The organism is Thermogutta sp. (genome assembly GCF_039793925.1).
In the GTDB taxonomy this organism is placed as follows: Bacteria; Planctomycetota; Planctomycetia; order Pirellulales; family Thermoguttaceae; genus Thermogutta.
This window is the reverse complement of the sequence record NZ_JBAMME010000379.1, coordinates 3948-24621: the sequence shown is the minus strand read 5'-3', so window position 1 is coordinate 24621 and position 20674 is coordinate 3948. Positions and strand designations below refer to the sequence as shown.

At 55.8% G+C, this 20674-nt stretch carries 20 protein-coding genes; 14 read left to right on the top strand and 6 right to left on the bottom strand.

Annotated features, from left to right (window positions below; genetic code table 11):
* The 5 genes from ABJK56_RS20740 to ABJK56_RS20720 form a co-directional block, all read left to right on the top strand.
* Positions 1-731 (top strand): class I SAM-dependent methyltransferase (locus ABJK56_RS20740; RefSeq protein ID WP_347246599.1); only part of this gene is annotated, 731 nt, incomplete at its 5' end.
* 47 nt (positions 732-778) lie between these two features.
* The gene (locus tag ABJK56_RS20735) at positions 779-1660 is read left to right on the top strand and encodes a hypothetical protein (RefSeq protein ID WP_347246598.1); all 882 of its coding nucleotides are present in this window, start codon (positions 779-781) and stop codon (positions 1658-1660) included.
* Positions 1657-3150, top strand: coding sequence for a hypothetical protein (locus tag ABJK56_RS20730; protein WP_347246597.1), 1494 nt, complete (start codon positions 1657-1659; stop codon positions 3148-3150). Before ABJK56_RS20735 ends, ABJK56_RS20730 begins: the two co-directional genes overlap by 4 nt.
* 97 nt (positions 3151-3247) lie before the next feature.
* Positions 3248-6142 carry a hypothetical protein gene (locus tag ABJK56_RS20725; protein WP_347246596.1) on the top strand — a complete coding sequence of 965 codons (2895 nt, stop codon included), beginning with the start codon at positions 3248-3250 and terminating at the stop codon, positions 6140-6142.
* Positions 6143-6268: 126 nt separating this feature from the next.
* A complete protein-coding gene (locus ABJK56_RS20720) occupies positions 6269-6997 on the top strand; it encodes an ImmA/IrrE family metallo-endopeptidase (RefSeq protein ID WP_347246595.1) in 729 nt (242 codons plus the stop codon).
* A 38-nt stretch (positions 6998-7035) separates the two neighbouring features.
* On the opposite strand, the gene nikR is transcribed toward ABJK56_RS20720, so the two are convergent.
* Positions 7036-7461 carry a nickel-responsive transcriptional regulator NikR gene (gene nikR, locus ABJK56_RS20715; protein ID WP_347246594.1) on the bottom strand — a complete coding sequence of 142 codons (426 nt, stop codon included), beginning with the start codon at positions 7459-7461 and terminating at the stop codon, positions 7036-7038.
* A 45-nt stretch (positions 7462-7506) separates the two neighbouring features.
* Entirely contained in the window at positions 7507-8259 is a 753-nt protein-coding gene (locus tag ABJK56_RS20710; RefSeq protein WP_347246593.1) for a YebC/PmpR family DNA-binding transcriptional regulator, read from the bottom strand.
* A gap of 540 nt (positions 8260-8799) precedes the next feature.
* On the opposite strand from ABJK56_RS20710, the gene ABJK56_RS20705 reads away from it, so the two are divergent.
* From ABJK56_RS20705 to ABJK56_RS20670, 8 genes are all read left to right on the top strand, one after another.
* Positions 8800-9396, top strand: a complete 597-nt coding sequence (locus ABJK56_RS20705; RefSeq protein ID WP_347246592.1) for an HNH endonuclease — start codon at positions 8800-8802, stop codon at positions 9394-9396.
* Between the two features lie 158 nt (positions 9397-9554).
* A complete protein-coding gene (locus tag ABJK56_RS20700; RefSeq protein WP_347246591.1) occupies positions 9555-9890 on the top strand; it encodes a metalloregulator ArsR/SmtB family transcription factor in 336 nt (111 codons plus the stop codon).
* A gap of 132 nt (positions 9891-10022) precedes the next feature.
* Positions 10023-11396, top strand: a complete 1374-nt coding sequence (locus tag ABJK56_RS20695) for a permease (RefSeq protein WP_347246590.1) — start codon at positions 10023-10025, stop codon at positions 11394-11396.
* A 36-nt stretch (positions 11397-11432) separates the two neighbouring features.
* Positions 11433-11669, top strand: coding sequence for a thioredoxin family protein (locus ABJK56_RS20690; protein WP_347246589.1), 237 nt, complete (start codon positions 11433-11435; stop codon positions 11667-11669).
* Positions 11670-11732: 63 nt separating this feature from the next.
* On the top strand, positions 11733-12161 hold the full coding sequence (locus tag ABJK56_RS20685) for a putative zinc-binding protein (RefSeq protein ID WP_347246588.1): 429 nt from the start codon (positions 11733-11735) through the stop codon (positions 12159-12161).
* 82 nt (positions 12162-12243) lie between these two features.
* Positions 12244-12765, top strand: a complete 522-nt coding sequence (locus ABJK56_RS20680) for a nitrophenyl compound nitroreductase subunit ArsF family protein (RefSeq protein WP_347246587.1) — start codon at positions 12244-12246, stop codon at positions 12763-12765.
* Between the two features lie 64 nt (positions 12766-12829).
* Positions 12830-13291 (top strand): nitrophenyl compound nitroreductase subunit ArsF family protein, encoded by a 462-nt coding sequence (locus ABJK56_RS20675; protein WP_347246586.1) that lies wholly within the window; start codon positions 12830-12832, stop codon positions 13289-13291.
* 72 nt (positions 13292-13363) lie between these two features.
* The gene (locus ABJK56_RS20670) at positions 13364-14077 is read left to right on the top strand and encodes an aromatic aminobenezylarsenical efflux permease ArsG family transporter (RefSeq protein ID WP_347246585.1); all 714 of its coding nucleotides are present in this window, start codon (positions 13364-13366) and stop codon (positions 14075-14077) included.
* A gap of 32 nt (positions 14078-14109) precedes the next feature.
* Here ABJK56_RS20670 and ABJK56_RS20665 read toward each other — a convergent pair whose 3' ends face one another.
* The 4 genes from ABJK56_RS20665 to ABJK56_RS20650 are packed head-to-tail and all read right to left on the bottom strand — an operon-like array spanning position 14110 to position 18455.
* Positions 14110-14583 carry a hypothetical protein gene (locus ABJK56_RS20665; RefSeq protein ID WP_347246584.1) on the bottom strand — a complete coding sequence of 158 codons (474 nt, stop codon included), beginning with the start codon at positions 14581-14583 and terminating at the stop codon, positions 14110-14112.
* Positions 14493-17126, bottom strand: a complete 2634-nt coding sequence (locus ABJK56_RS20660) for a hypothetical protein (protein ID WP_347246583.1) — start codon at positions 17124-17126, stop codon at positions 14493-14495. Before ABJK56_RS20660 ends, ABJK56_RS20665 begins: the two co-directional genes overlap by 91 nt.
* Entirely contained in the window at positions 17123-18016 is an 894-nt protein-coding gene (locus tag ABJK56_RS20655; RefSeq protein ID WP_347246582.1) for an ABC transporter ATP-binding protein, read from the bottom strand. Before ABJK56_RS20655 ends, ABJK56_RS20660 begins: the two co-directional genes overlap by 4 nt.
* A gap of 43 nt (positions 18017-18059) precedes the next feature.
* Positions 18060-18455, bottom strand: coding sequence for a GntR family transcriptional regulator (locus tag ABJK56_RS20650; RefSeq protein WP_347246581.1), 396 nt, complete (start codon positions 18453-18455; stop codon positions 18060-18062).
* A gap of 184 nt (positions 18456-18639) precedes the next feature.
* Between ABJK56_RS20650 and ABJK56_RS20645 the strand changes: the two genes are divergently transcribed.
* Positions 18640-20674 (top strand): glycosyl hydrolase family 28-related protein (locus ABJK56_RS20645; RefSeq protein WP_347246580.1); only part of this gene is annotated, 2035 nt, incomplete at its 3' end.

The window sequence follows — 20674 nt, the reverse complement described above, 5'->3', positions numbered from 1 at the left end:
GGCAGTTCACCTACAACGAAGAATTTGCCGCGTTGCGCTCCTGCCAGTGTGCCGCCGCCTATCCGAGATGGATTGTGGAACAGGCACGACCGTATCTTGGGCAGAGAATTCTTGAAGCGGGAGCAGGGATCGGCAATCTTTCCCGATTCTTTCTGCGTGCAGAACGTTTGGTGCTCGCGGATTGCAATCCGTCCTACTGCCGCATGTTGCGTTATCGGTTTGAAGGCCGAGAAAACATCCGTGTGGTTCAGGCCGATCTGACGAAGGCTGAAAGTTATGAGCAGTGGCGAGAGGAGAAGCTCGACACGGTGTTTTGCAGCAATGTCCTGGAGCACCTTCCCAACGATGAGGATATCTTGAAGCGGTTTTATCAGATACTCGAAGAGGGTGGACACTGTATTCTCATCGTTCCCGGAGAATCCTCTCTGCTTGGACAATTAGATCGAGCGGCAAGACATTACCGACGCTACACCGCGCCGGGGCTGATCACAAAGATGGAATCTGCCGGCTTTCAAGTCGTATTCGCCCGACAATTTAGTCGCCTTGGCGCAACAGCCTGGTATCTGACTTCTAAAATACTGCCCCGCCGGCTCAATTCGCTGACCATGCGATGGTTTGGAAGAATTACCCCACTCATAAAGTTGCTGGACCATCTGCTTCCCTGGCCAGGTCGATCTCTGATTGTGGTGGGACGCAAACCTCAAAAACAGACTTTGCGAGCGGCTGCCTGAGAATGAGGGAAAACATCTTGCTTGATCCTTCAGGCGTGGATGGTTGTGTGTCTCGTTCGGCCGGAAGAGGGAATGAAAGACGCGGTCGCCTGGCCGCGCTTCCGGGGAAATCCTGGTTATTTACGTTTGTTTGCGGCCTTCTTGCACTCCTGGGGATGGGACTCTCCGCCCAGGCGAGTTGCGTCATCCTCGGGGTTTACCCCAGCGGCAAACCGTTGCTAGTAAAACACGTGGGCTGGCCGCTCATGGTTACTGTTTTCGGTCTGGCGGGCGTGCTGGCGGCGTGGCAGCGACCGGCGTGGAACTGGGTCCGACGGTGGCAAACGGTGATCCATCGTGCCCTTGATTTCTGGAAAATACAGCCTTGGTGGGGACGTGTCTTGATCATCGTCGGAATAGGGCACGGGCTAATCTCGGTAGGATATCTCCTGAATTGCCCTGAGGATTTATTCCGGCAGTACCAGGAAATAGAGGAATTTGCCTCGACTCCTTCCAGACTTTTCGCTGGACAACCGGTAGCGAATCTGGAATACCACATTCTGCGATACCGTCGGGTGATTCCGCCACGCGCCCAGATTGCGTACCGAGGTCACTGGGAAGCGATGATTGTGGCCTATCGGCTTTATCCTCGTCGTCTGTTCTTACTCCCGGAGGATGTGCAACGACTGGCCCGGGCGTGGGGTGACCACCGCTGGCTGGAGATTAAAACGAAGGGAGCATCCCGGGCTGATGCCTGGACGGATGAGTACTGGGCTGCACGGCACCCGCCAGCCGAGATTCCCCCGCTCGGTCAGTTTCTCGCGGATCGTCATATCGAATACATCATTCGCTATGACGAGAATCACCCCGAGCTGTGCCAGGTTGTTCGCCTCACTCCGGAAACTGGGTTAGCTCGCGGTCACGTCCTCCAGGAGGGAACCCAGCGATGATCGGCCAGTGTGGGATGATCGTCTTGACCTGGCTCTGGCTGGCTGTGGTGTGGCTTTCGGGCTGGGCCAGCAACTCGCTATTGGTAGGGTTTCGGTCGCGACAGTCTCTTTCCGGAAATGAGAGAGGGAACCTCGCTGGCGATCTTGCAACGGCCTTTCTCACAGGCGTGCTCGCGTGTGTCCTGCCGCTTTATGTGATTCTGGCGATCGCAGGACGGCTGACTGTGATCGCGTTTTCTGCCGTTCTCTTTATCCAGTTCGTGGTGGCGTGTTTGGGGGTGCGTTCGCTTGTCCGAGAACTTCGCCACCATGCCGGCGGTGTGCGAAACTGGTCCGGGCTGGTGGGTTGGGCGTTCATGGTTGGGCTGCTGGCTTCCATTATTCCCTTCTGGGGCTATGATGCGCAGGCCATTTACGGATTGAAGGCCAAGGTCCTCGCCGACGGCCTCAGCATTTATGGTCCAGACTTTATGGACCCCTATCGGGTGCATTACTGGAACAACTACCCGCTTCTTGTTCCGCTATTGGAAGCCCAGGCGTTTTTCTGGCGAAATCAGTGGGCGGTGCTGACAGGCCAAGAGCTTTGGAATGACCTGGCCATGCCTGTCCTTCTATGGGGTTTCATCGTCGCCTTAGTACTCCAGGTGGTAGCCACCACAGAACGCCACTGGCCAGGTCGCGGTCCGTGGATGGGGCTGGTCTTTGCAATAACGCCTATGTTATGGCGATGGACGGAAGGAGCTGGACTTTCTGGATCGGTTGATGTCGTGTTTGCGAGTTTTGTTCTCGGTGCTGTGCTACAACTTTCTCAACTTCCGGAAATGACGCAGTTCCGATGGGGCCCATTCATTCAGGGAGTATTATTTCTCATCGGGGCATGCTTGACGAAACAAGAGGGTGCGATCGCGGCCGGGGCGGTAGTGGGGGCACTTGGAGCGGCCACAGTTTGGAAAATCTGGAAAGCGAAAGAGCCTCTCACATCGGAGTCGGCTCGCCGCGGCATCCTGTCGGGAGTGCGCTGTTTGCTGCTCGTCAGCCTTTTTGTTGTGCCAGTGTTCTTTTTTCTCCACGCGGTGCACGGGCACATGCCCGCCCCACCATACTCCCGCCCCTATCTTGCCGCTTTCCACGTCGATTGGCTGTGTCGAGTGGCGGATCGTCCGTTGACGGTGGGCGCCTTCGCGGGAAACGAATTCGTCAACAATCGGTGGGGCCTTCTTTGGTTGCTGGGCACTTTCAGTTTATTTCTGCCACGGCTACGGCCGATCGCCGCCGCCACGGTATTTTGCCGGGTCTATTTCCTTCTGGTGTTGGCAGCGTATCTGGGAATCTTCCTTGTTACGCCCTATCCTCTCCAATTTCATCTGCACACAGCGTTTGCACGCCTGATGTTCCATATCTTTCCGGTTTTCGTGATCATAACGATTGAGCAAATCGCATCTCTCCCGTGGAAAAGTACAGCGCTGCGCAGGGAACCCGTCGCGGGATAGGAAGCGTCCAAAAAAGCGATTACGATAAATAAGGGGCTTCGTCTCCCTCGAGGCAGCTTGGAACGGGGTGGATCAAAACCGGAACAGGAGAGGTGCGATGGGTGCGGGTTTTGATCCCTATTATCTCTGGCTGGGAATCCCACCCGAGGAGCAGCCGCCCGATCACTATCGATTGTTGGGCATCGGACGTTTTGAGAACGACCCGGAGGTCATTGAGCGCGCTGCAGACCGACAGATCCAATTTCTGCGGCAGATGCTCAATACGCCACATGGCGATCTTGCCCGGAGGTTAATCTCCGAAATCAATAAAGCGCGTATTGTCCTGCTGGATCCCGCAAAAAAGAGTGCATATGACGCCCAACTGTGGGGAGAGACATTGACTGAGGGTGCGTTGGATCCTGGATGGCCTGCGGATCGCGTCGCGTCAGACATCCGGCCTCGTCAGCGAAAGCCGGTGTGGAGACGTCTGCTGGCGCCGATCATGTTCTTGTGGGATCATCCGGCGGTAACGGTCTTCCTCGCGTTGGGTTTACTGTTGAGCTCGGCACTTGTGAGTCGGTTTGTGCCGCCCGCTCCACCCCGGTCGTCTGAGCTGGCAGAGGCCGCCGCGCCTTCCTTGGCGGAGGAATCGTCGCACCCATCGACCTCACCAACTTCAGGAACTGGCCCGGCCATCTCGAAAACGACTTCAGATGGCATTGGCACCCGAGCAACGCTCCCGCCAGTTGCCGGCGACAGTTCGGCAAGTACAGCCCAGGGACCTTCCATCAACCCGGCCGCCCAAGGAATTGTCCAAAAACCCTCACCTCCTTCGTCCCCGGCGCCGTCCGTCGTGGCCTCCTCCACGCACTCATCCCCGGCTGATGTGCCGTTGCAACCGGGGTTGCTCGGGCGTATCACCGTCGGTGGGGAAGACCTTGGGGTGATTGTTCGCTATATGCCGGGCGATGCTGTGACCGGAGCTGACTTGGATCGCCTGGTGACCCAGTACGGGCTGCAACCGGGAGAACAGACAGTTCGCCTGCTCGGCGTGATTCGCGTGAAAAGTGGAGTTACCTCGGGTGTGCCGGTGCATCTCCAGCTCACCTGGGAGGGCGCACCCTGGGAAGGTGTGACAGTGACCCTCGATGGCCGCGAGCTTTCTATTCCCAAGGAGCTTCAGGAGGCGGTCTGGAACACATCGCTAGTCTTGATTCCAGGGGATCATCCTGTGGAATGCCGTCTCACGGGGCGACCTTGGGCAAAATCTTTCAAGCTGGCGGTGAGTTCTTTGGCAGTACAACCGGCAGGTGTGGGAGTTGCCCCGGTCGAGGAAGCGGCTCATGCCTCTGTCCAAGTCGGTTATACGGAAGCCATCCTGGCTCAGGTGAGTCAGCTTCCGACGTTGGCCCGACATGCGCTCAATAGTGAATTGGCTTCCCTCTCCTCGACGGAGCTGGCCTTCACTCCGCCCGAAGAGTCGCCAGGACCTGCAGAAGCGCCATTGGCCATCTCCGGAGGCCGGCCCTCTGCTCAGCGAACACCCATCCCATCGCCCCAGGATGTAAAGTCGGCGCGGGATCAGATACGCCAGGAATTTCGAAAAGACTATCAGGAGGCCACAGCGCCGGCAGCTAAGGTTTTGCTCGCGCGCATGCTCCTCAAACAGGGCAATCAGGAAACCGACCAGGTTCGCCGATTTGCCTTTTATCAGGAAGCCCGCGAATTGGCTCTGAGTGGTGGGGATTTTGATTTGGCCATCCAGGCAGGGGAGGCGTTGGGACTCAACTTCGAACTAGATCCTTGGTCCCTCCATTTGGAGGCCGCTCAGAGCCTCGTGCGGAATGCGCGATCCACCGAACAGCGAGAGAAATTGCTTTCCCAGTTGGAGACACTGGCGGAGTCCGCCGTGGGAGAAGATCGGTACCAGGAGGCGGACGGCCTGCTTGAGATGGCCGGAACACTGGCCGGTCAACTCCGGGACAACGTTCGCAAAGATCAGTTCCTGCGGCGACGAGATGAAGTTCGTGAAATTGCGGCAGCCTTTGCGTCCATTCGTGAGCATCTAGCCACCCTGCAAACCACGCCCGACGATCCCGCGGCCAATGAAGCCGTTGGCCGATTCTACTGTTTCATTAAACAGGCATGGCAGAAGGGACTCCCGTATCTAGTGAAAGCGGAAACCGCTCTCATCCGGACGGTGGCGCAGGCTGATCTGCAAAATCCGGTTCAACCGACGGCGCAGGCCCAACTCGGCGACGATTGGTGGGCGATCGCGGAGACCCTGCCAGAGAAAGAAAAAGCGGTAGTGAGACGTCATGCCGGGTACTGGTATCTTCAGTGTGAGGCCAAATTGACAGGGGACACAGCCCAGCGTGTTCGGAGTCGCTTGGTAGAGTCCGGCCGACTGATCAACCTTTTGGGGTTGGCGGTGGCACGTCGGGTCAGTCTTCAGGGAACTTGGCAGATAGGGCCGAAGGCAATCATTTCTGCCCCAGAGCCGGTCACCCAGATCATTTTTCATGTCATTCCACCCCAGGAATATGACCTGGTGGTGGATCTCCAGCCGCTTCCGCTCCCACCTCCGCCACGGGGCGCGAATCAGGGCCAGCGATCCAATCCCCTGCTGGATATCGGCCGAGGCGCCTTTGCGGTGGGGTTGACGCAGGGACAACATCAATTTCTTGCCGTGGTGGACTGGACAGTGCCCAATCAAGGAGTTTACTGTTTCCTCGCCAATTGCAATGGACGGGGGCCCGATCCAGCTAACCCCACTTTTCAGCAAGTCCAGGCCATTCGAGACCAGAGATTAAATACCCTGGTCTACAGCGTGCGAAAGACGGATGTCACGGTCACGGCCAACGGGGTGCCGATCGTCCGTTACACTGGAGACCTCTCCTCTCTCAGCATGCCGCAGGGGTGGGGTACGATCACCGCATCTCGTCTCTTTTTCGCCACACGTGGCGCCATGTATCAAATTACCCGGGCAGAACTGCGGGATCTCGGGCCGTAAGTTTCAGGCCCCGCCTGTTGGCTTTCTCTCTTTGTTGACAAAGCCCACTCAATCAGCTAATAGTGTACATATGTACATCTATGCTGTGGGTCATCGAGTCCTCTATCCCGAATGAAGGGAGATCACATGCTCCGCGAATTCACGCCGCATGCCGCCCAATTCCTCGACGAATTCTGCCAGCAGCAGCTCGAAACCGTAGGTCTCGCCTTTCCGCCGGTAGATACCCTCCAACTCGCAGCTCTGTTCAAGTTCGAAGTTGTGTTCGACTCTGCACATCCCCAGCGGGCAAGTTGCGTCACACTCCGCCATGGTGCCGGGAAACAGCCGCTAATTATCGTGCGACCCGAGGAGCGTACCGAACGCCTCCACTGGGCCGTCGCCCATGAGTTAGGGGAATTCTTGGCTGCGGAAGCGATTCGAACCTGGGGAATACCGGTGGAGGACGTGGAGCCACCTCACCGGGAATGGCTCGCCAATCAACTGGCCAGACGGCTTCTAGTTCCCCATCGCCCATTCTTCTCCGAACTTCGGCGACTGGATGGCGACCTGGTGGCTCTCAAGCGTCGCTTCAGCACCGCCAGCTACGAGGTTCTTGCCCGACGAATGCTGGACAACCATGATCCATTGGTGGTTACCATCATTGATAAGGGAAAAATTACTTTTCGCAAAAGCAACGCACTTGAGAGAGTTCCCGAGCTTACCGAGATGGAAAAGTGTGTCTGGCTTATCGCCCATCAATCGGGACTCCATCAGCGCAAAGAAGGCGACGGCCAGGAGGTACGCGTTTGGGCGATCCATGAGCCCGCCTGGAAAAGAGAAATCATTTGCACGAAAACGGTTTGGACGGACTGGTAGCAGGAAGAAAATAACCTTTCGGCCGACGTGACCTGACGCTATTTTCGAGAGTTGTCCTGAGGAACGGTCCCAATCACGAGTTCCCCTTTGTGGACGCCCTTGAGTCCGCGAAGCCGTGCCGCAATTTCACGAAGTTGTCGGGCTGGTCCCCGCAGCAGGATGACCTCCAAGCACAGATCATGTGTCAGGTGCGCATGGACCACCGAAATGATGAGGTTATGATGATCGTGCTGGAGTTTCATGAGCTGGTCGCGAAGTTGACTGCGATGGTGATCATAGACCAGCGTCAAAGTTCCCGCCACGTCCTCTGCATCTTCGATCCATGCCCGTCGCGCCAGCGAGTCGTGGATGAGTTGGCGGATTGCTTCACTTCGGGTGGCAAAACGCTCTTCACGACAATATCGCTGAAACCGTTTCAAAAGATCTTGTTCCAGCGAAACGGAAAAGCGCACAATCTTTGACACACTATCCCCCCGTTTTGTCGCTCAGGTGGAAAGAACCTATCCCGGTCAGGATTGCGAAAGCTCTGCCATCACCTCATCGGGAATATTGAAGTTTGCCGACACGTTCTGGACATCGTCGTGTTCGTCGAGCTCTTCCATGAGCTTCAACACTTTTCTCGCTGTGTCGGCGTCCAAATCCACGTAATCTTTGGGAATACGCGTCACTTCCCGGGATTCACAGGGGATGCCCGCCTGGTCCAGTGCCTCGCTCACATCGGAAAACTTGCTGGGATCGCACGTCACCTCGAACTTGTCCCCCACCTGCTTGATGTCCTCAGCCCCGGCCTCCAATGCCACCTCCATCAAACGCTCTTCAGAAACCTGGTCCGCAGGCACCAGGAACAGACCCTTCGTCTCAAACATCCAGGCCACGCACCCGCTGCTGCCAAGTTTTCCATTGTGAAGTTCAAAACACTTACGGATTTCCGCGGCCGTGCGATTGCGATTATCAGTGAGGACGTCACACATGATCGCCACACCGCCGGGCCCATACCCTTCGTAGGTCACTTCTTCCAGAGCTGCTCCCTCGATTTCGCCCGTGCCACGCTTGATTGCCCGTTGGATGTTATCCTTGGGCATACCAACGGCTTTGGCGGCTTCAATGGCAGCCCGCAAACGGGGATTCATTTTGGGATCTCCGCCCCCGATCCGGGCCGCGATAATGATCGCCTTGGACACCTTGCTCCAGATTTTTCCCCGCTTGGCGTCCACAGCGGCCTTTTTGTGTTTGATACTTGCCCAGTGCGAATGCCCGGCCATAGAAGATGCTTCCTTTTTCTTTAACTCCGTAAAAGATTGAGCTTGCCTCCGATCTCGCGCCCCGGACTTCCCGCTCCCTCTTACCTCAGTATATCACCCGGCCGTTTCTGCCCACAAGAACCGAGACCTTCTCCGCTGGGATATCCCTCTTGCGTTCGCGCTGAGACATAGCGGGCTGCATTTCTTCTCTCACGGGTACCACGGGTGAACTCCTTGGAGAATAAAGCGTATGCAAGTGCCTCGCTCCACTGCTTCGTAGAACGACTGCCACAGCCATTGGCTCCATCGGGCGCGATGATAAAACAACGTGTAATTTTTTCGGGGTTGTTGCGATTCTCCAGATGATCGGTTACACTTGCTACAAGGGACGGTCCGTGCAGACGGAGGAGTTCGGCACGGCGTCAGGCAGAAGCGACCGCCTGTGTGGGGCTGGTAGGGCGACGGCCGGACCAACATCCGTTCTCGAGGGTGCCCACGTGGTTTCCTCAGGGCCGCGATGCGTCTGCCTCTTTCGACCGCCTGTAGTATCAAGGTGCCGCTGTGGCTACCGGTGTACTCCAACGGCCGACTCTCGTGCTCAATCGACATTGGCAACCGATCCACGTCGCGACGGTTGCCCGTGCTCTGGTCATGGTTTACCAGGGGACGGCCCTCATCGTCGATCCTGAGGATTTTAGCACCTACACCTGGTCCGACTGGACTCAATTGGCTCCCGCCGAGGGTGAAAGTTTCATCCAGGGGGTCTCCTTTCGCCTCCGCGTGCCAGAAGTGATCACGTTGCGACAGTACGAGGGCGTGCCCCATTCCGGTGTGCCATTCAGTCGGCGGAACCTCTTCAAGCGGGACCATAACACCTGCCAGTACTGCGGCAAACAATGTCCGCCGGACCAACTCACGATTGATCACGTGATTCCCCGCGCAAGGGGTGGCGAGTCCACCTGGGAGAACTGTGTTCTCGCCTGCGTGGACTGCAACCGAAAGAAGGGTAATCGTACCCCCGAAGAGGCGGGAATGAAGCTCCGTCGCAAGCCGACCCGGCCGAAGTGGCGCCCAATTTATGCCGCTCGGGAGATTCGCATTGAGAGCTGGAATCGCTTCATCAGCGAGGCGTACTGGAACGTCACCCTTGAGCGGTAGCCTGATCCCATTATGATGGCAGGCTGGGTTTTCTTTTCAAGTTTCGCTGGACTTGTCGCCGATATCGCTTGATGGTATACTTGCACATGTGTGCAATTGTCAAACAAACTGAACCGGCCCCGCGTAGTAAAAACAGAGATGGAAAAGGGCCTCTCGCCATGACCAGCAAACTTGATCCCAAGGTGCGTGCTCGGTGCGAAAGCCGGGCGCAGGTCATCAAAGCGCTGGCCCATCCCTCGCGATTGTCGATCGTGGAGGAGTTGGGAAGAACCCGCGAAAGATGCGTTTGCGAGCTCGCAGACCTCCTGGGGCTGGACATATCCACAACCTCCCGCCATCTCAGCCAGTTGAAGGAGGCAGGCATCCTTGTGGATGAAAAAAGGGGGCAGATGACGTTCTACCGGCTGAGAACACCGTGCATCCTCCAGTTTCTGGACTGCGTCGATGGTGTTATTCAGCAGGGGTTGGAAAGCAGGCTCAGGTTGCTCCGGTAAGCTTCGTACCGCCCGCTGAAAACCGGCCTAGCAGGGCGGCTTTCCCGAGAAACCTCTCGGGTTTTTAAAGGTATTGATATTGTAACCTTTTGCAAATATGCATATAACCTTTGAGAAGGGAGTTCTAGAATCATGACGCGAAAAGACTGGGGAATTTTGGCGGCTTTGGTGATCGTGTTTGTCCTGGCATACTTCCTCAATTTCAGTTCGCCAAGGATCCAGAACGCCGTCATGGAAGCCTTTCTCATGCTGCAATGGTATGCCAGGAACCACACTCTGGCCTGTGTTATACCGGCCATGTTCATCGCTGGGGGAATCGCGACCTTCCTGTCTAAGGAGGGCGTTTTGCGGCATCTGGGACCGCAAGCCAACAAGATCGAAGCCTATGCGGTGGCGTCCGTTGCAGGGACTGTGCTGGCCGTCTGCTCCTGCAGCGTCCTGCCCATGTTCGCGGGCATTTACCGAGTGGGGGCGGGCCTGGGACCTGCCGCAGCTTTTCTTTACTCCGGGCCCGCGATCAATGTGATGGCCATCTTTCTCACAGCCCGAGTGCTCGGTTGGGATCTGGGAATTGCCCGGGCAGTGGGAGCCGTCACTTTCGCCGTGATTATCGGCCTTATCATGGCCTGGATCTTCCGCAAAGAAGAGGTCGACAGAATCAAGTCTTTCATGGCCCTTCCTCACTCGGCGCCCCCCAAGCGGAAGCTCTGGCAAAATGCCGCATTTCTCGGCGCGATGATCCTCTTTCTGGTGTTTTCCGATTGGAGTGATCCCAGTCGTAGCCGGGTGGAGTTCACCCCTGGTACCCAGGTCACCCTCATGGACGGCTCTGTCCGGTCACTCAACACGACGGGGCCGGTGAGCGTGGCGGTGCTCCAAGAAACAACAACAACCTACCGCCTGCAGATGGAAGAATCCATCCCCGAGCTTTCCAAAGGAATGAAGTTCAATGTGGACAAGAAGTACATCCGCACCATGACTCAGGACACCCCGCCGGGCTACGAATTCGCAGCCTGGGTCTATCCCAACCGCTGGTACTTTGCTGGCGTGTTCCTGCTCCTGACGATTTTGATGGCGTTCACCTGGTTCGAAAAAGCGGAGCTGGGAGCTTGGCTGGGAGAGACATGGTCCTTCGCCAAACAGATCATCCCGCTTTTGTTCCTCGGTGTATTTGTCACGGGCTTCGTGAGTGCTTTGCTTCCTGAAAAGCTGGTGGGGGCCCTGGTGGGAGGAGACAGCTTCCGGGCGAACTTCGTGGCGGCTGTGATCGGTGCAGCATGGTATTTCGCCACCCTCACAGAAATCCCGATTCTGGAGGCTCTGATCGGCTTGGGAATGGGCAAAGGACCTGCACTGGCACTCCTGCTGGCTGGACCGGCCCTTTCCCTCCCGAGCATTGCGGTCATTTACAGCGTATGGGGATTCAAGAAAACCGCCACGTTCGTAGCGCTGGTGGTGATTATGAGTACTCTCGTGGGAATGATCTTTGGGGCGTTTTTCGTATGATCGCGTGAATTGTTTCAATTGACAGGAGGCGTTCCGATGAAACTCGTTCAGGTTCTCGGTCCCGGATGTGCCAAATGTCAGGCACTTCTCAAAAATGCTGAAGAGGCTGTCAAACGACTGGGAATTGAGGCACACATCGAAAAGGTGTCCGACATTAATATGATCACGAGCTTCGGTGTAATGATGACGCCGGCTCTAGTGGTGGACGGTGAATTGAAGCTCCAGGGCAAGGTCGCCAGTGTTGAGGAGATCAAGCAGATCCTGGCGAGTTGAAGTCCGCAGTGAAACTAGGCACATCATCGTTTATGAACACAAGCTGTCCAGCAAATGGATAAGATGACCGAAAATCCGAGCCCACGTGCGTGTGCCTGTAAGGGCGCAAATATCGTCGTGCTGGCCTGTTCAGGGGCCTCTAACTTGGGGCATCTGGCGGACCTCGCTGCCCGTGAGCTGGGCCGCCGTGGCGTTGCCCGAATGGGATGCCTGGCGGGCATCGGGGCAGGGGCCGCGGGTAGCACGGGCGCCGTTCACAAGGCTCGCCGTGTGCTGGTTATCGACGGCTGTCCGACCCAGTGCGGGCGGCATACTTTGGAGAGGGCGGGCTTTACAGAGCTTTTGTGCGTGCGGGTAGATCAGCTCGGCTTTAAACGGGGCGAATCGCCCGTCACACAGGAGAATGTTCAACGGATTGCCGACCAGGTGAGCCGCATTCTGTCGGCGGACGCTCCCTCAGCGGGTGGCGGGGATTCCCCCTGTTGTCAATAAAGCCCGGGGCGCGTGTTTTTCGGTGGCCCCGTCACGAGTTATCGGGCAGCCCATTTCGCGAACTCATTTGGGAGGATTAGCCATGAATCAGGGATCCAGTTGGCGGAGTATTCTCACAAGCGCGATGTTGCTCTTGGCCGGCGCAGCCCTGGGAGCGGCGGTGGTGAAAATAGCGGGAAACGGCACCCCGTCGTCACAAGCGGTGACGGCTTCCCAGATTGCAACCGATACCGCCCAAGAGCGGACGCCGCAAGCCGTGACGGACGGCGTGCTCGTCTATCTATTCCACGGCAATGTGCGCTGTCCTACATGCCTTTTGATCGAAGCAAGCACAAAAGAGGTGCTTGAAACAAACTTCGCCCAGGAGCTAAACTCCCGCAAAGTCGTCATTCGGGAATTAAACTATGAAAAGCCGGAAAATCGTCAATTTATTCAAAAATATAAATTAATTGCTCCAACGGTGGTCATGGTCCGCATCCACGACGGAGAGGAAAAAGACTTTGTGAACCTCATGGAGGTATGGCAGTGTGTGGGCAATAAAGAAGCATTCGCGCGGCTTATTTCCGATAACTTGAAAAACATGCTTCAGGGCACGACGGGTTGATCCCGTGTGAAATTATCTAAGCGCGTACATGAAAGAAAGTCTCGAAAATACATGGAGGGGAACAATGCTGATGAACGGATGGTTGGCCGGTGCTCTCATTTTAGCAGTGACTTTTTCGGCAGTGAGCAATGCCCCCGCCGGCGCTGAGCTGTCAGCGCAGTCCACTCTCCAGCCTGATCGGGTGGTGGCAATCTACTTTCACCGAACCCAGCGATGTCCAACCTGTCGATTGGTGGAAAGAACGATCGGGGAAGTGCTGAAGAGACATTTCGCCCAGGAGTTTGAGACAGGACAGCTCCAGTGGGCTTCGATCGATTTCCAGGACCCACGGAATGTTCAGTTCGCCCGGGCGTATCAGGTGACGATGCCGGAACTGGTGCTGGTATTGGTTCGCAAGAACAAAGTGGCAGAGTGGCAACCCTTGCCCCGCGTTTTCAGCCTCCTTGCCAAGCCGCAAGAATTGGAACAGTATGTTCGCGACGGAGTGAGCGACTATCTCCGTAAAATCACCAGTATGCAGAAGTAAAGATCCGTGTGACGTTATGACCAGGCAGGAACATAGGTAAAGCGGCACGGACAAACGAAGGGGATCGATGGCATGGCAATTGACACTTCTGCAACGGTGGTTGGAGTGACGTTGCTTGGCTTGGCGACGGCGGTCGCACCATGCCCGTTGGCCACGAATATCGCGGCGGTTACCTACATCGCCCGAAAGCTGACTGATCGGCGCTGGGTGGTCACCAGCGGGGTCCTCTACACGCTGGGACGCTCCGTGACGTATGCCGCACTCGCAGCCATTTTGAGTACCGGCCTGACGAACCTACCGGGCCTTTCCACCGGCCTCCAGAAGTACGGACATTTATTCCTGGGCCCAATTCTCATCCTCATCGGAATGCTGCTCCTCAATTTGATTACCATTCCTTTACCGCAGGCACAGGCTGGGCACGCACAGAAGATCGCCGATCGATTTGGTATTTTCGGGGCGTTTCTCCTTGGCGTGCTTTTTGCCTTGGCCTTCTGTCCAACCTCGGCAGCGTATTTTGGAACGGTAGTCACGCTGCTCACTTCTCACTCCGTAGGATCGCTGGGTCTTGCTTTGCTCTACGGGGTGGCCACAGGGGTGCCCGTTCTCGTCTTCGCTCTGCTTGTGGTCTTCGCCGCCAGTTGGGTCGGCCGAGCCTTCGCCGCTATCAACGTTGTCGACCAGGTTGTGCGGACCTTAACCGGAATTGTCTTTATTCTAATTGGTATTTATTTTATTCTGCTCTATAACTTCGATTTGCCCGTGAATATCTTCGACATTATTTCGTAGGCAGCGCCGGTACGCCGAAAGAAGGCGAGGACTTAACGATTGTCGATCTGCGGTGGACGCTTGTCAAGTCGTGCTGGGGGTGACAGCGACCAAACAACGAGCGCGCCGGATTCTGGAAATACCCCGGGCCAGGAGCCTCTCACAGCTTGAGCATGACGATCCGCCTCCGTCGGCCAGCCGTCGCGGACTATTCCAAGCAGTCCCGGTACCACCAGACAGGGTTCGTCCAGTTTGGGATATTGAGTTTTAGAAGCTTTCACGCCCCTTGGAAAGTAAATAAACTCGTCGCCTGTACCCGGCAACCGCGGAACGACGGGAAGGTATTGCGATGTGAGATCGGTCAAGCGATCTGGCAAACGCCCGTGGTCCAGCTCGTACGCCCGAATGGCCATCCGCAACAGCGTCACACGGACCGTCAAATCGATCGTCTGCTGATTGAGAAATTCCTGATAAACGTACCAGTTAATCCAGGCCGGACTATACGTGAGAAAAGTACTCGCTTCCATAAAGAACTGTCATCCAGAATTTCGCGGTCAGCACCGGGTAATAAACGATCGGCTTCGTACTGCCGGGCAATGGGGAGCCATTCAGAAAAAATCCGGTCGAGACGCTTTTGGAAAACCGCCTTTTCGCCGGGAGATAGCAGGATCCACCCCATGGGAGCGCATGAATAAAGCTTGTTATCGGAAGAATTCGTTTTCAAAGCAAAGTCGCGCCAATAGTGGTACATAATCGGTATTCGCTCGTCAAAGGGAATCCGCTCCTTCTTCCAGATATCATAGACCTCGCGAAGCGCGGAATAGATTCCCTGGGATGTTTGCCCCGGCGCGTGGCACCACGCCCACACTGTATCGGCCCATGCTTTCCACTCGTGTTCAATGTCGAGACTGTGAACGGTTCGATCCGCGACAATCGCGGGCTGAGTGCGACGGGCCTGCAGAGAAAGACACAGGTCTGCCGTGAAAAAGATCCGGGCATACTCCAGATTCCCACGCTCGATTGCCTCATAGGTCAATCGCTCAAATAAGGCATGATGCAAAAAACGGTCGGAGACGAGAGTATCGTTGCCTGCCGACTCAGCTCGTTCGCTTAAGACATTGAAGAGCCGAGCAACGAAGGGGTCTGAATAAGGCGTCTTTGTTAGTTCTGCAAGGTGTTCGAGAAAATTCGGAATGCGTGAGACGCGACTCCAGAGTAGTCCGCTATAGTCTTCGTCAGTTCTTGTATAAGCAGCGGCTGACCATGCACGATAGTCACGCTCAAGCTCGTCGAGTGTTTTCAGGACAGTTGTCGTGTGGACCGGCCCAGGAGCGCGCCGATCACCAATGGCTAGCCACATTGAATCTTTAATCGCTGTGACAGATGACTGGAGATCTGTGAATTGCGACCACTGCGGCCCGCGAATAAAGTACACGCGTAGTGCAGGGAGGACGAACCACACTCCAATAAGCGTCCATAAAAGAGGGCTGAGCGCTATGGTGGACCAGAGGTTGTCGATATGTCGTTTCAGCCAGTGACCGATGGAAACCCGCGTCTGCGCCAGAACACCAATCGAAAATAGTGCTGATTGAAGGACGAGGGCCAGTCCCGGCCAAAGCTCGTCACGGCCTACCGGAAACAACTGTCCTGGAAGATACCCACCAAAAAACACCAAGAACAAGGCCACCACGAAGGCCTGAATGATGTTAGGAGATGCCATGCCGGCTAATTGTCCGGTTGCATACCAAATTGTGGTGGAAAGAGCATATAACAACCAAGTGGGAGGAGGTTGGATGTTGCGCGTCAAAGGAGAGTACCCGTGGAAGTCCCTCAAGATCGCATCGGAGAGGATCCAGGCTCCGCACCACGCAACCAGCCACGGAAATGCCCACCGCTGGCGGGACCACCAAATCGATTGGGGCGCAGTTGGTAATGCGGCCAAGAAATTACGATTCAAACCTCGATCGAAAATAAAAGTGGAAATGCCCATCATCACAATTGCCATCGATGGGACGAAAATCAGGACAGATAGCCCATGGTTTTTGCACCATTCCCTGAAGGCATCAGTTGAGAGCCATTGGGTGCTCAGGAAGCTGATACACACCAAAATGAGTATATATACAAAGAGGCTCATTTTAAGAAAAAGCGCCCATCCGCCGAGGTGACACTCATGAAGCCAAACCAGGTATTTCATGGGCGAGGCACTTAAATTGGGTATTTTTGGAATTGCGAAACGGGAGACGATCTGGCGAACCCGGACGGGCGCGGAAATTCCCCGAAATCGAAGGAATAGAAGGCGGCTTTTGAGCCAGCGAAGCGGTTCGTCGGGACTTTTCAGCCATTTTCCCACGAGTATCGCATCAATCATTAAAACACCTGCCGCCACAAGAAGATGAACGGGTAGCAATTCGCCGGATGTCCCCCAGGTAAAACTACCAATCTTGGGGATGATAAACCGATTAGGAAAGAGTGTTTGGAATAGATTGTCAAATCCGACGACAATTAAAATGTTGAGGATGTAGGCCACCGTGGCGCCCAGCAACGCGGACCAGATGACACGCCGGACAAAGATCGAAAAAAACAGGCCCCATACAAAAAACTCTGCTGCCAATCCCGCCCAAAAGAGAACGCCTAGATAGACATCCCATGGCCATTCTTGGAACAGCGATTGATCATCGATGATCCACCCTCTAGCGATCAAAATGACGAAGCCTATCGACAGGCATACCGCTACTCCCAGGAAAGCGACTGCACTCACGGCCAGCACAAGACGCGAGGCCTTGACCGGGAGAGCACGCAGCAAAGTTTCGGTCTTTCGCTCGGTTTCACCCGCAAAAGCCAGGGCGCCGAAAGCCAGCGCGAATAAAGCGGCGCTCACAAACGGAACCACAACCGGCGGTTGGGCGGGGTGAGTATTTGCGACGAAGAAAACGGCCAGTAGAGAAGGAATTATCCCCAATCCGAGCATGAGAACCTGCGTTTCACGCCAGTATTTCCACACCAGGGCCAGAGTTTCATCGAGGAAGCTGCTGTCTGAGCCCACCCTGGGTTTTACACAAGCGACATTCATAGCACTTCCTCCATTTGCTGGGATATTGTCGGACCCGGTTTCTGATTCATGTAGGCTGTGAATATCTCTTCCAGCGAGCAAGGGAAGCAATCAATTGAGCGAAGACCAGAAAGAGCTGCCTGACGGATGTGCTCGGTCTCGCCGGTACTGCGTTCGATAATGTGCAGCTCCAATCCCTCCCGCTTCTGTTCGAGGATCTCGACCGGAAAAGAAGGGATAATATTTACAAATGCATCTAAAGCTTGACAATTCTCGAATATCAGAAGCCACCGGCGGGTTTCACGCTTGAGTTTTTCCACCTCGTCAACGAGAATCAACTGGCCCTCTTTGAGAAAGCCGACAATATCAGCGACACGTTCTACCTCGTGGACCTGATGGCTGGCGAGAAATACCGTTTTCCCGGCGGCTGCGCGATCGACCATGCTCTCGAGAAACTGCCGTCGTACAATCACGTCCAGGCCGGAGGTGGGTTCGTCGAGAATGAGAAGCTCTAGATCGTGACTGATGGCCAGGGCCAGAAGGACCATGGCCCGCATACCTTTAGATAGCTCTTTTATTTTCTTGTGTGGGTCTAATCCCAACTGATTAATGTGTTGCAGATATTGAGTAAAATAGCCAGCCGGATAAAACGCCGCACAGAACTGGCCGATTTCGTCCACTCGCATCCACTCATACAAGCCGGGCTGTTCGGGCACATAACCGACGCGGCGACGGATCTCGAGCGACTCACGCTGGCAATCATATCCGAGAACTTCCGCTTTCCCATCGTCTGGGTCGAGTAACCCCAGAAGAATCTTGATGAGTGTGGTCTTCCCAGCACCGTTCCTCCCCAGAAGAGCCCACACAACGCCACGCGGAATCTCCAACGAGACACCGCGGAGGGCTTCCACCTTTTAAACCTCTTGGAAAGGTTTTCCGCGCGAATAACGGGATTCATGACGCATTCTCCTGTTGGGGCAGAGATCGAAGCAGATCTCGCAGCATCCGCTCAAGTTGACGAGGCGTGATTTGGGCCCGCAACGCCTCGTCCACAACCTGTTTGAGCCTTTCGTACACCCACTGTTCCCGATCCTTACGACAGCGCTGTGGGGCATCCTCCGCGACCGCCAGTCCCAACCCCCGCTGGACGGTCAGGATTCCTTCATCCTGCAGTTCTCGATAGGCGCGGGCCACCGTGTTCGGATTGACCGCAAGCCGGCGGGCCATTTCGCGGACGGAAGGGGTCAGTTCTCCCGGCTGAAGTGCACCCGACGCCACGGCAAATTTGATCTGTCGGGCGATCTGTTCGTAAATCGGGGTGGCATCAGCCGGATCCACGCGGACGTACATGTGTCTGTCTCCTGTACTAGCTCACTATTACAGTATAGCACCAGATGGCTACCTGTCAAATACTCTTTCGCTCGAACCGCTGCGGACAATAAAACCGGTGCTGACCGACTGGTGGCTGACGATTCATTCGGTCACAATATCACGAGCGACTTTCGTCTCTGCTAGCCATTGGAGGTGGTATACCATGTGCAACCAGGCATCGCGTCACTGTTGGGGCAGATGGCTCGGACTATTGGTCCTTGCCGGAATTCTGACACCGATCGGTTGCAATGGCTGGACGATCACGCTGGCCAGTGAAGAGGAGTTTGTCGGGCCGTTTCCCAGCTGGCTTAATGTACGCCGGGACTTCGGGGCGGTGGGCGATGGTGTCGCCGATGACACGCCGGCCATCCAGCGGGCTTTGGACGCGATTCGCACCCATCAGCAAGCGTCCGTGCTGTATTTCCCGGCGGGGACTTATCGCCTCACACGCTCTCTGAAAACAGTTCGCAAAGCCCACACAGACAATATGGTCTCCTTGATCGGCGAAGCTCCCGAAAAAACGATTCTTCTGTGGGACGGGCCCGACGGCGAGACGATGCTCCAATGGGACGCATGGTATGCAAAGATTTCGCGGATGACATTCGATGGCCGTGGTCGGGCGGGCATTTGTTTGTTTTACGGTCCCTCTTTCTCCACATATAACGAAACAAGCGACCTTATATTCCATGATGCTAAAAATGGCCTTGTATTTGGTGGACCACAGACTGCCGGCCAGGCCGAAAACGAAGTTCTTCGCTGCCGGTTTCTGCGATGTGAAACGGGTATCCAGACGGTCAATTGGAACTCTATGGATATTTGGGTATGGTATTGCTGGTTTGAAGATTGCGGCCGGGCAATTTACAACGTGATGGGCAACTGGCACGCCTGGCACAATGTGTTTATTCGCTCACGTGTATCGGACGTGAGTATTGCCAATCTCATGGTATTCTCAGTAGTGAATAACGTCAGTATAGAATCACGTTGCTTTCTAAATTTTTCTAGTGGACACACTTGGGGATCGCCCACCAGCATCACCGGCAACAGGATTGTCAATCCATCAGGTGAGTGGGCCATGGTGCTGGACAACGCGGGACCCTACCTGGTGGTGGACAATCAATTTCGGCTCCGGCCGAATACTCGCGCAATCAGAATGACCTGGGCGGACCAAACTCTGATCGGCAATGTTTATACGCATGAAAACGCCGTGGAAGAACGCGGACGCTTCCGGAGGGTGGCCGAACGGGTTGTCTCGCCCGATCAGATTTCGGACACTCTACCGAAAATGCCACCGGCCCCACCAAAGAAGGATCGTCCAATCATCGAGGTGCCCCCCAAGGCTAGGGCGGAGGATATCCAAAGGGCCATCGATCAAGCGGCGCAGATGGTCGGGGAACGGCCCGTGGTGCACCTTCCGATGGGAATATACCAGGTCGACCGGACGCTTGTCGTTCCTGCCGGTTCCGACCTGCAACTGGTGGGCGACGGGGCGAGTGAGGTTGCGACTCGGCTGGTGTGGAATGGGCCACCGAATGGTTGTCTTCTCCACATCGAAGGGCCCGGGCAGGTGTCGCTCCAGGATCTCCACCTGAATGGTGGCCCGGCCTCGGCGCTGGTTGTAGAGCTGCCAGATGACGCGGGTTCTCACGTACTCGCCGATCAACTTAATGTGAGCGGTTCATCATCTGGCGATGGGGATGAGCTACCCGTGGCCGTACGTGTGGAAGGGTTGACTGAGGCCACCGTTCAGTTCCGCGCGCTCCAGGGCAGCGGTCAGGCAGGTCGGTGGGTTCAGGTAATCGGCACGAATCGGGAGCCTCATGTTCCGGTAGCCATTTTCACGGGAGCGACCGGTTCCGCGGTAGGACAGTACGAGGTCCGCAACGGAGGTGCGCTCGTGGTGCGAAGTGTTTATCATGAGCGAAGTTCAGACGCGCTGTGCGGGCTCCATCTTTCCGACAGCGGCATCCTTTCCGTCGACGCCACACGGTTTTCTTACGCCACCAGCTCCAGTTCACCGACGGTTCTTGTCGAGAATTTTCGTGGACTGTGCACGCTGGCGACGTGCCTTTTCATGCCGGTTGCCACCGAAGAACCATGTCGCATCGTGATACAAGGTGACGGAAGCCGGACGAGCGTACTGGCCCTGAATAATCAATTTTGGATGAACAAACCACCGGCCACGAGTGAAACAATCTGGA

Bases quoted from the DNA above. Each gene is read 5' to 3' on its own strand.
- ABJK56_RS20665 (WP_347246584.1), bottom strand. From the start codon at position 14,583: ATGGAAGCGAGTACTTTTCTCACGTATAGTCCGGCCTGGATTAACTGG.
- ABJK56_RS20675 (WP_347246586.1), top strand. From the start codon at position 12,830: ATGCTGATGAACGGATGGTTGGCCGGTGCTCTCATTTTAGCAGTGACT.
- ABJK56_RS20685 (WP_347246588.1), top strand. From the start codon at position 11,733: ATGACCGAAAATCCGAGCCCACGTGCGTGTGCCTGTAAGGGCGCAAAT.
- ABJK56_RS20710 (WP_347246593.1), bottom strand. From the start codon at position 8,259: ATGGCCGGGCATTCGCACTGGGCAAGTATCAAACACAAAAAGGCCGCT.
- ABJK56_RS20725 (WP_347246596.1), top strand. From the start codon at position 3,248: ATGGGTGCGGGTTTTGATCCCTATTATCTCTGGCTGGGAATCCCACCC.
- ABJK56_RS20695 (WP_347246590.1), top strand. From the start codon at position 10,023: ATGACGCGAAAAGACTGGGGAATTTTGGCGGCTTTGGTGATCGTGTTT.
- ABJK56_RS20690 (WP_347246589.1), top strand. From the start codon at position 11,433: ATGAAACTCGTTCAGGTTCTCGGTCCCGGATGTGCCAAATGTCAGGCA.
- ABJK56_RS20730 (WP_347246597.1), top strand. From the start codon at position 1,657: ATGATCGGCCAGTGTGGGATGATCGTCTTGACCTGGCTCTGGCTGGCT.
- ABJK56_RS20670 (WP_347246585.1), top strand. From the start codon at position 13,364: ATGGCAATTGACACTTCTGCAACGGTGGTTGGAGTGACGTTGCTTGGC.
- ABJK56_RS20660 (WP_347246583.1), bottom strand. From the start codon at position 17,126: ATGAATGTCGCTTGTGTAAAACCCAGGGTGGGCTCAGACAGCAGCTTC.
- ABJK56_RS20720 (WP_347246595.1), top strand. From the start codon at position 6,269: ATGCTCCGCGAATTCACGCCGCATGCCGCCCAATTCCTCGACGAATTC.
- ABJK56_RS20680 (WP_347246587.1), top strand. From the start codon at position 12,244: ATGAATCAGGGATCCAGTTGGCGGAGTATTCTCACAAGCGCGATGTTG.
- ABJK56_RS20700 (WP_347246591.1), top strand. From the start codon at position 9,555: ATGACCAGCAAACTTGATCCCAAGGTGCGTGCTCGGTGCGAAAGCCGG.
- ABJK56_RS20650 (WP_347246581.1), bottom strand. From the start codon at position 18,455: ATGTACGTCCGCGTGGATCCGGCTGATGCCACCCCGATTTACGAACAG.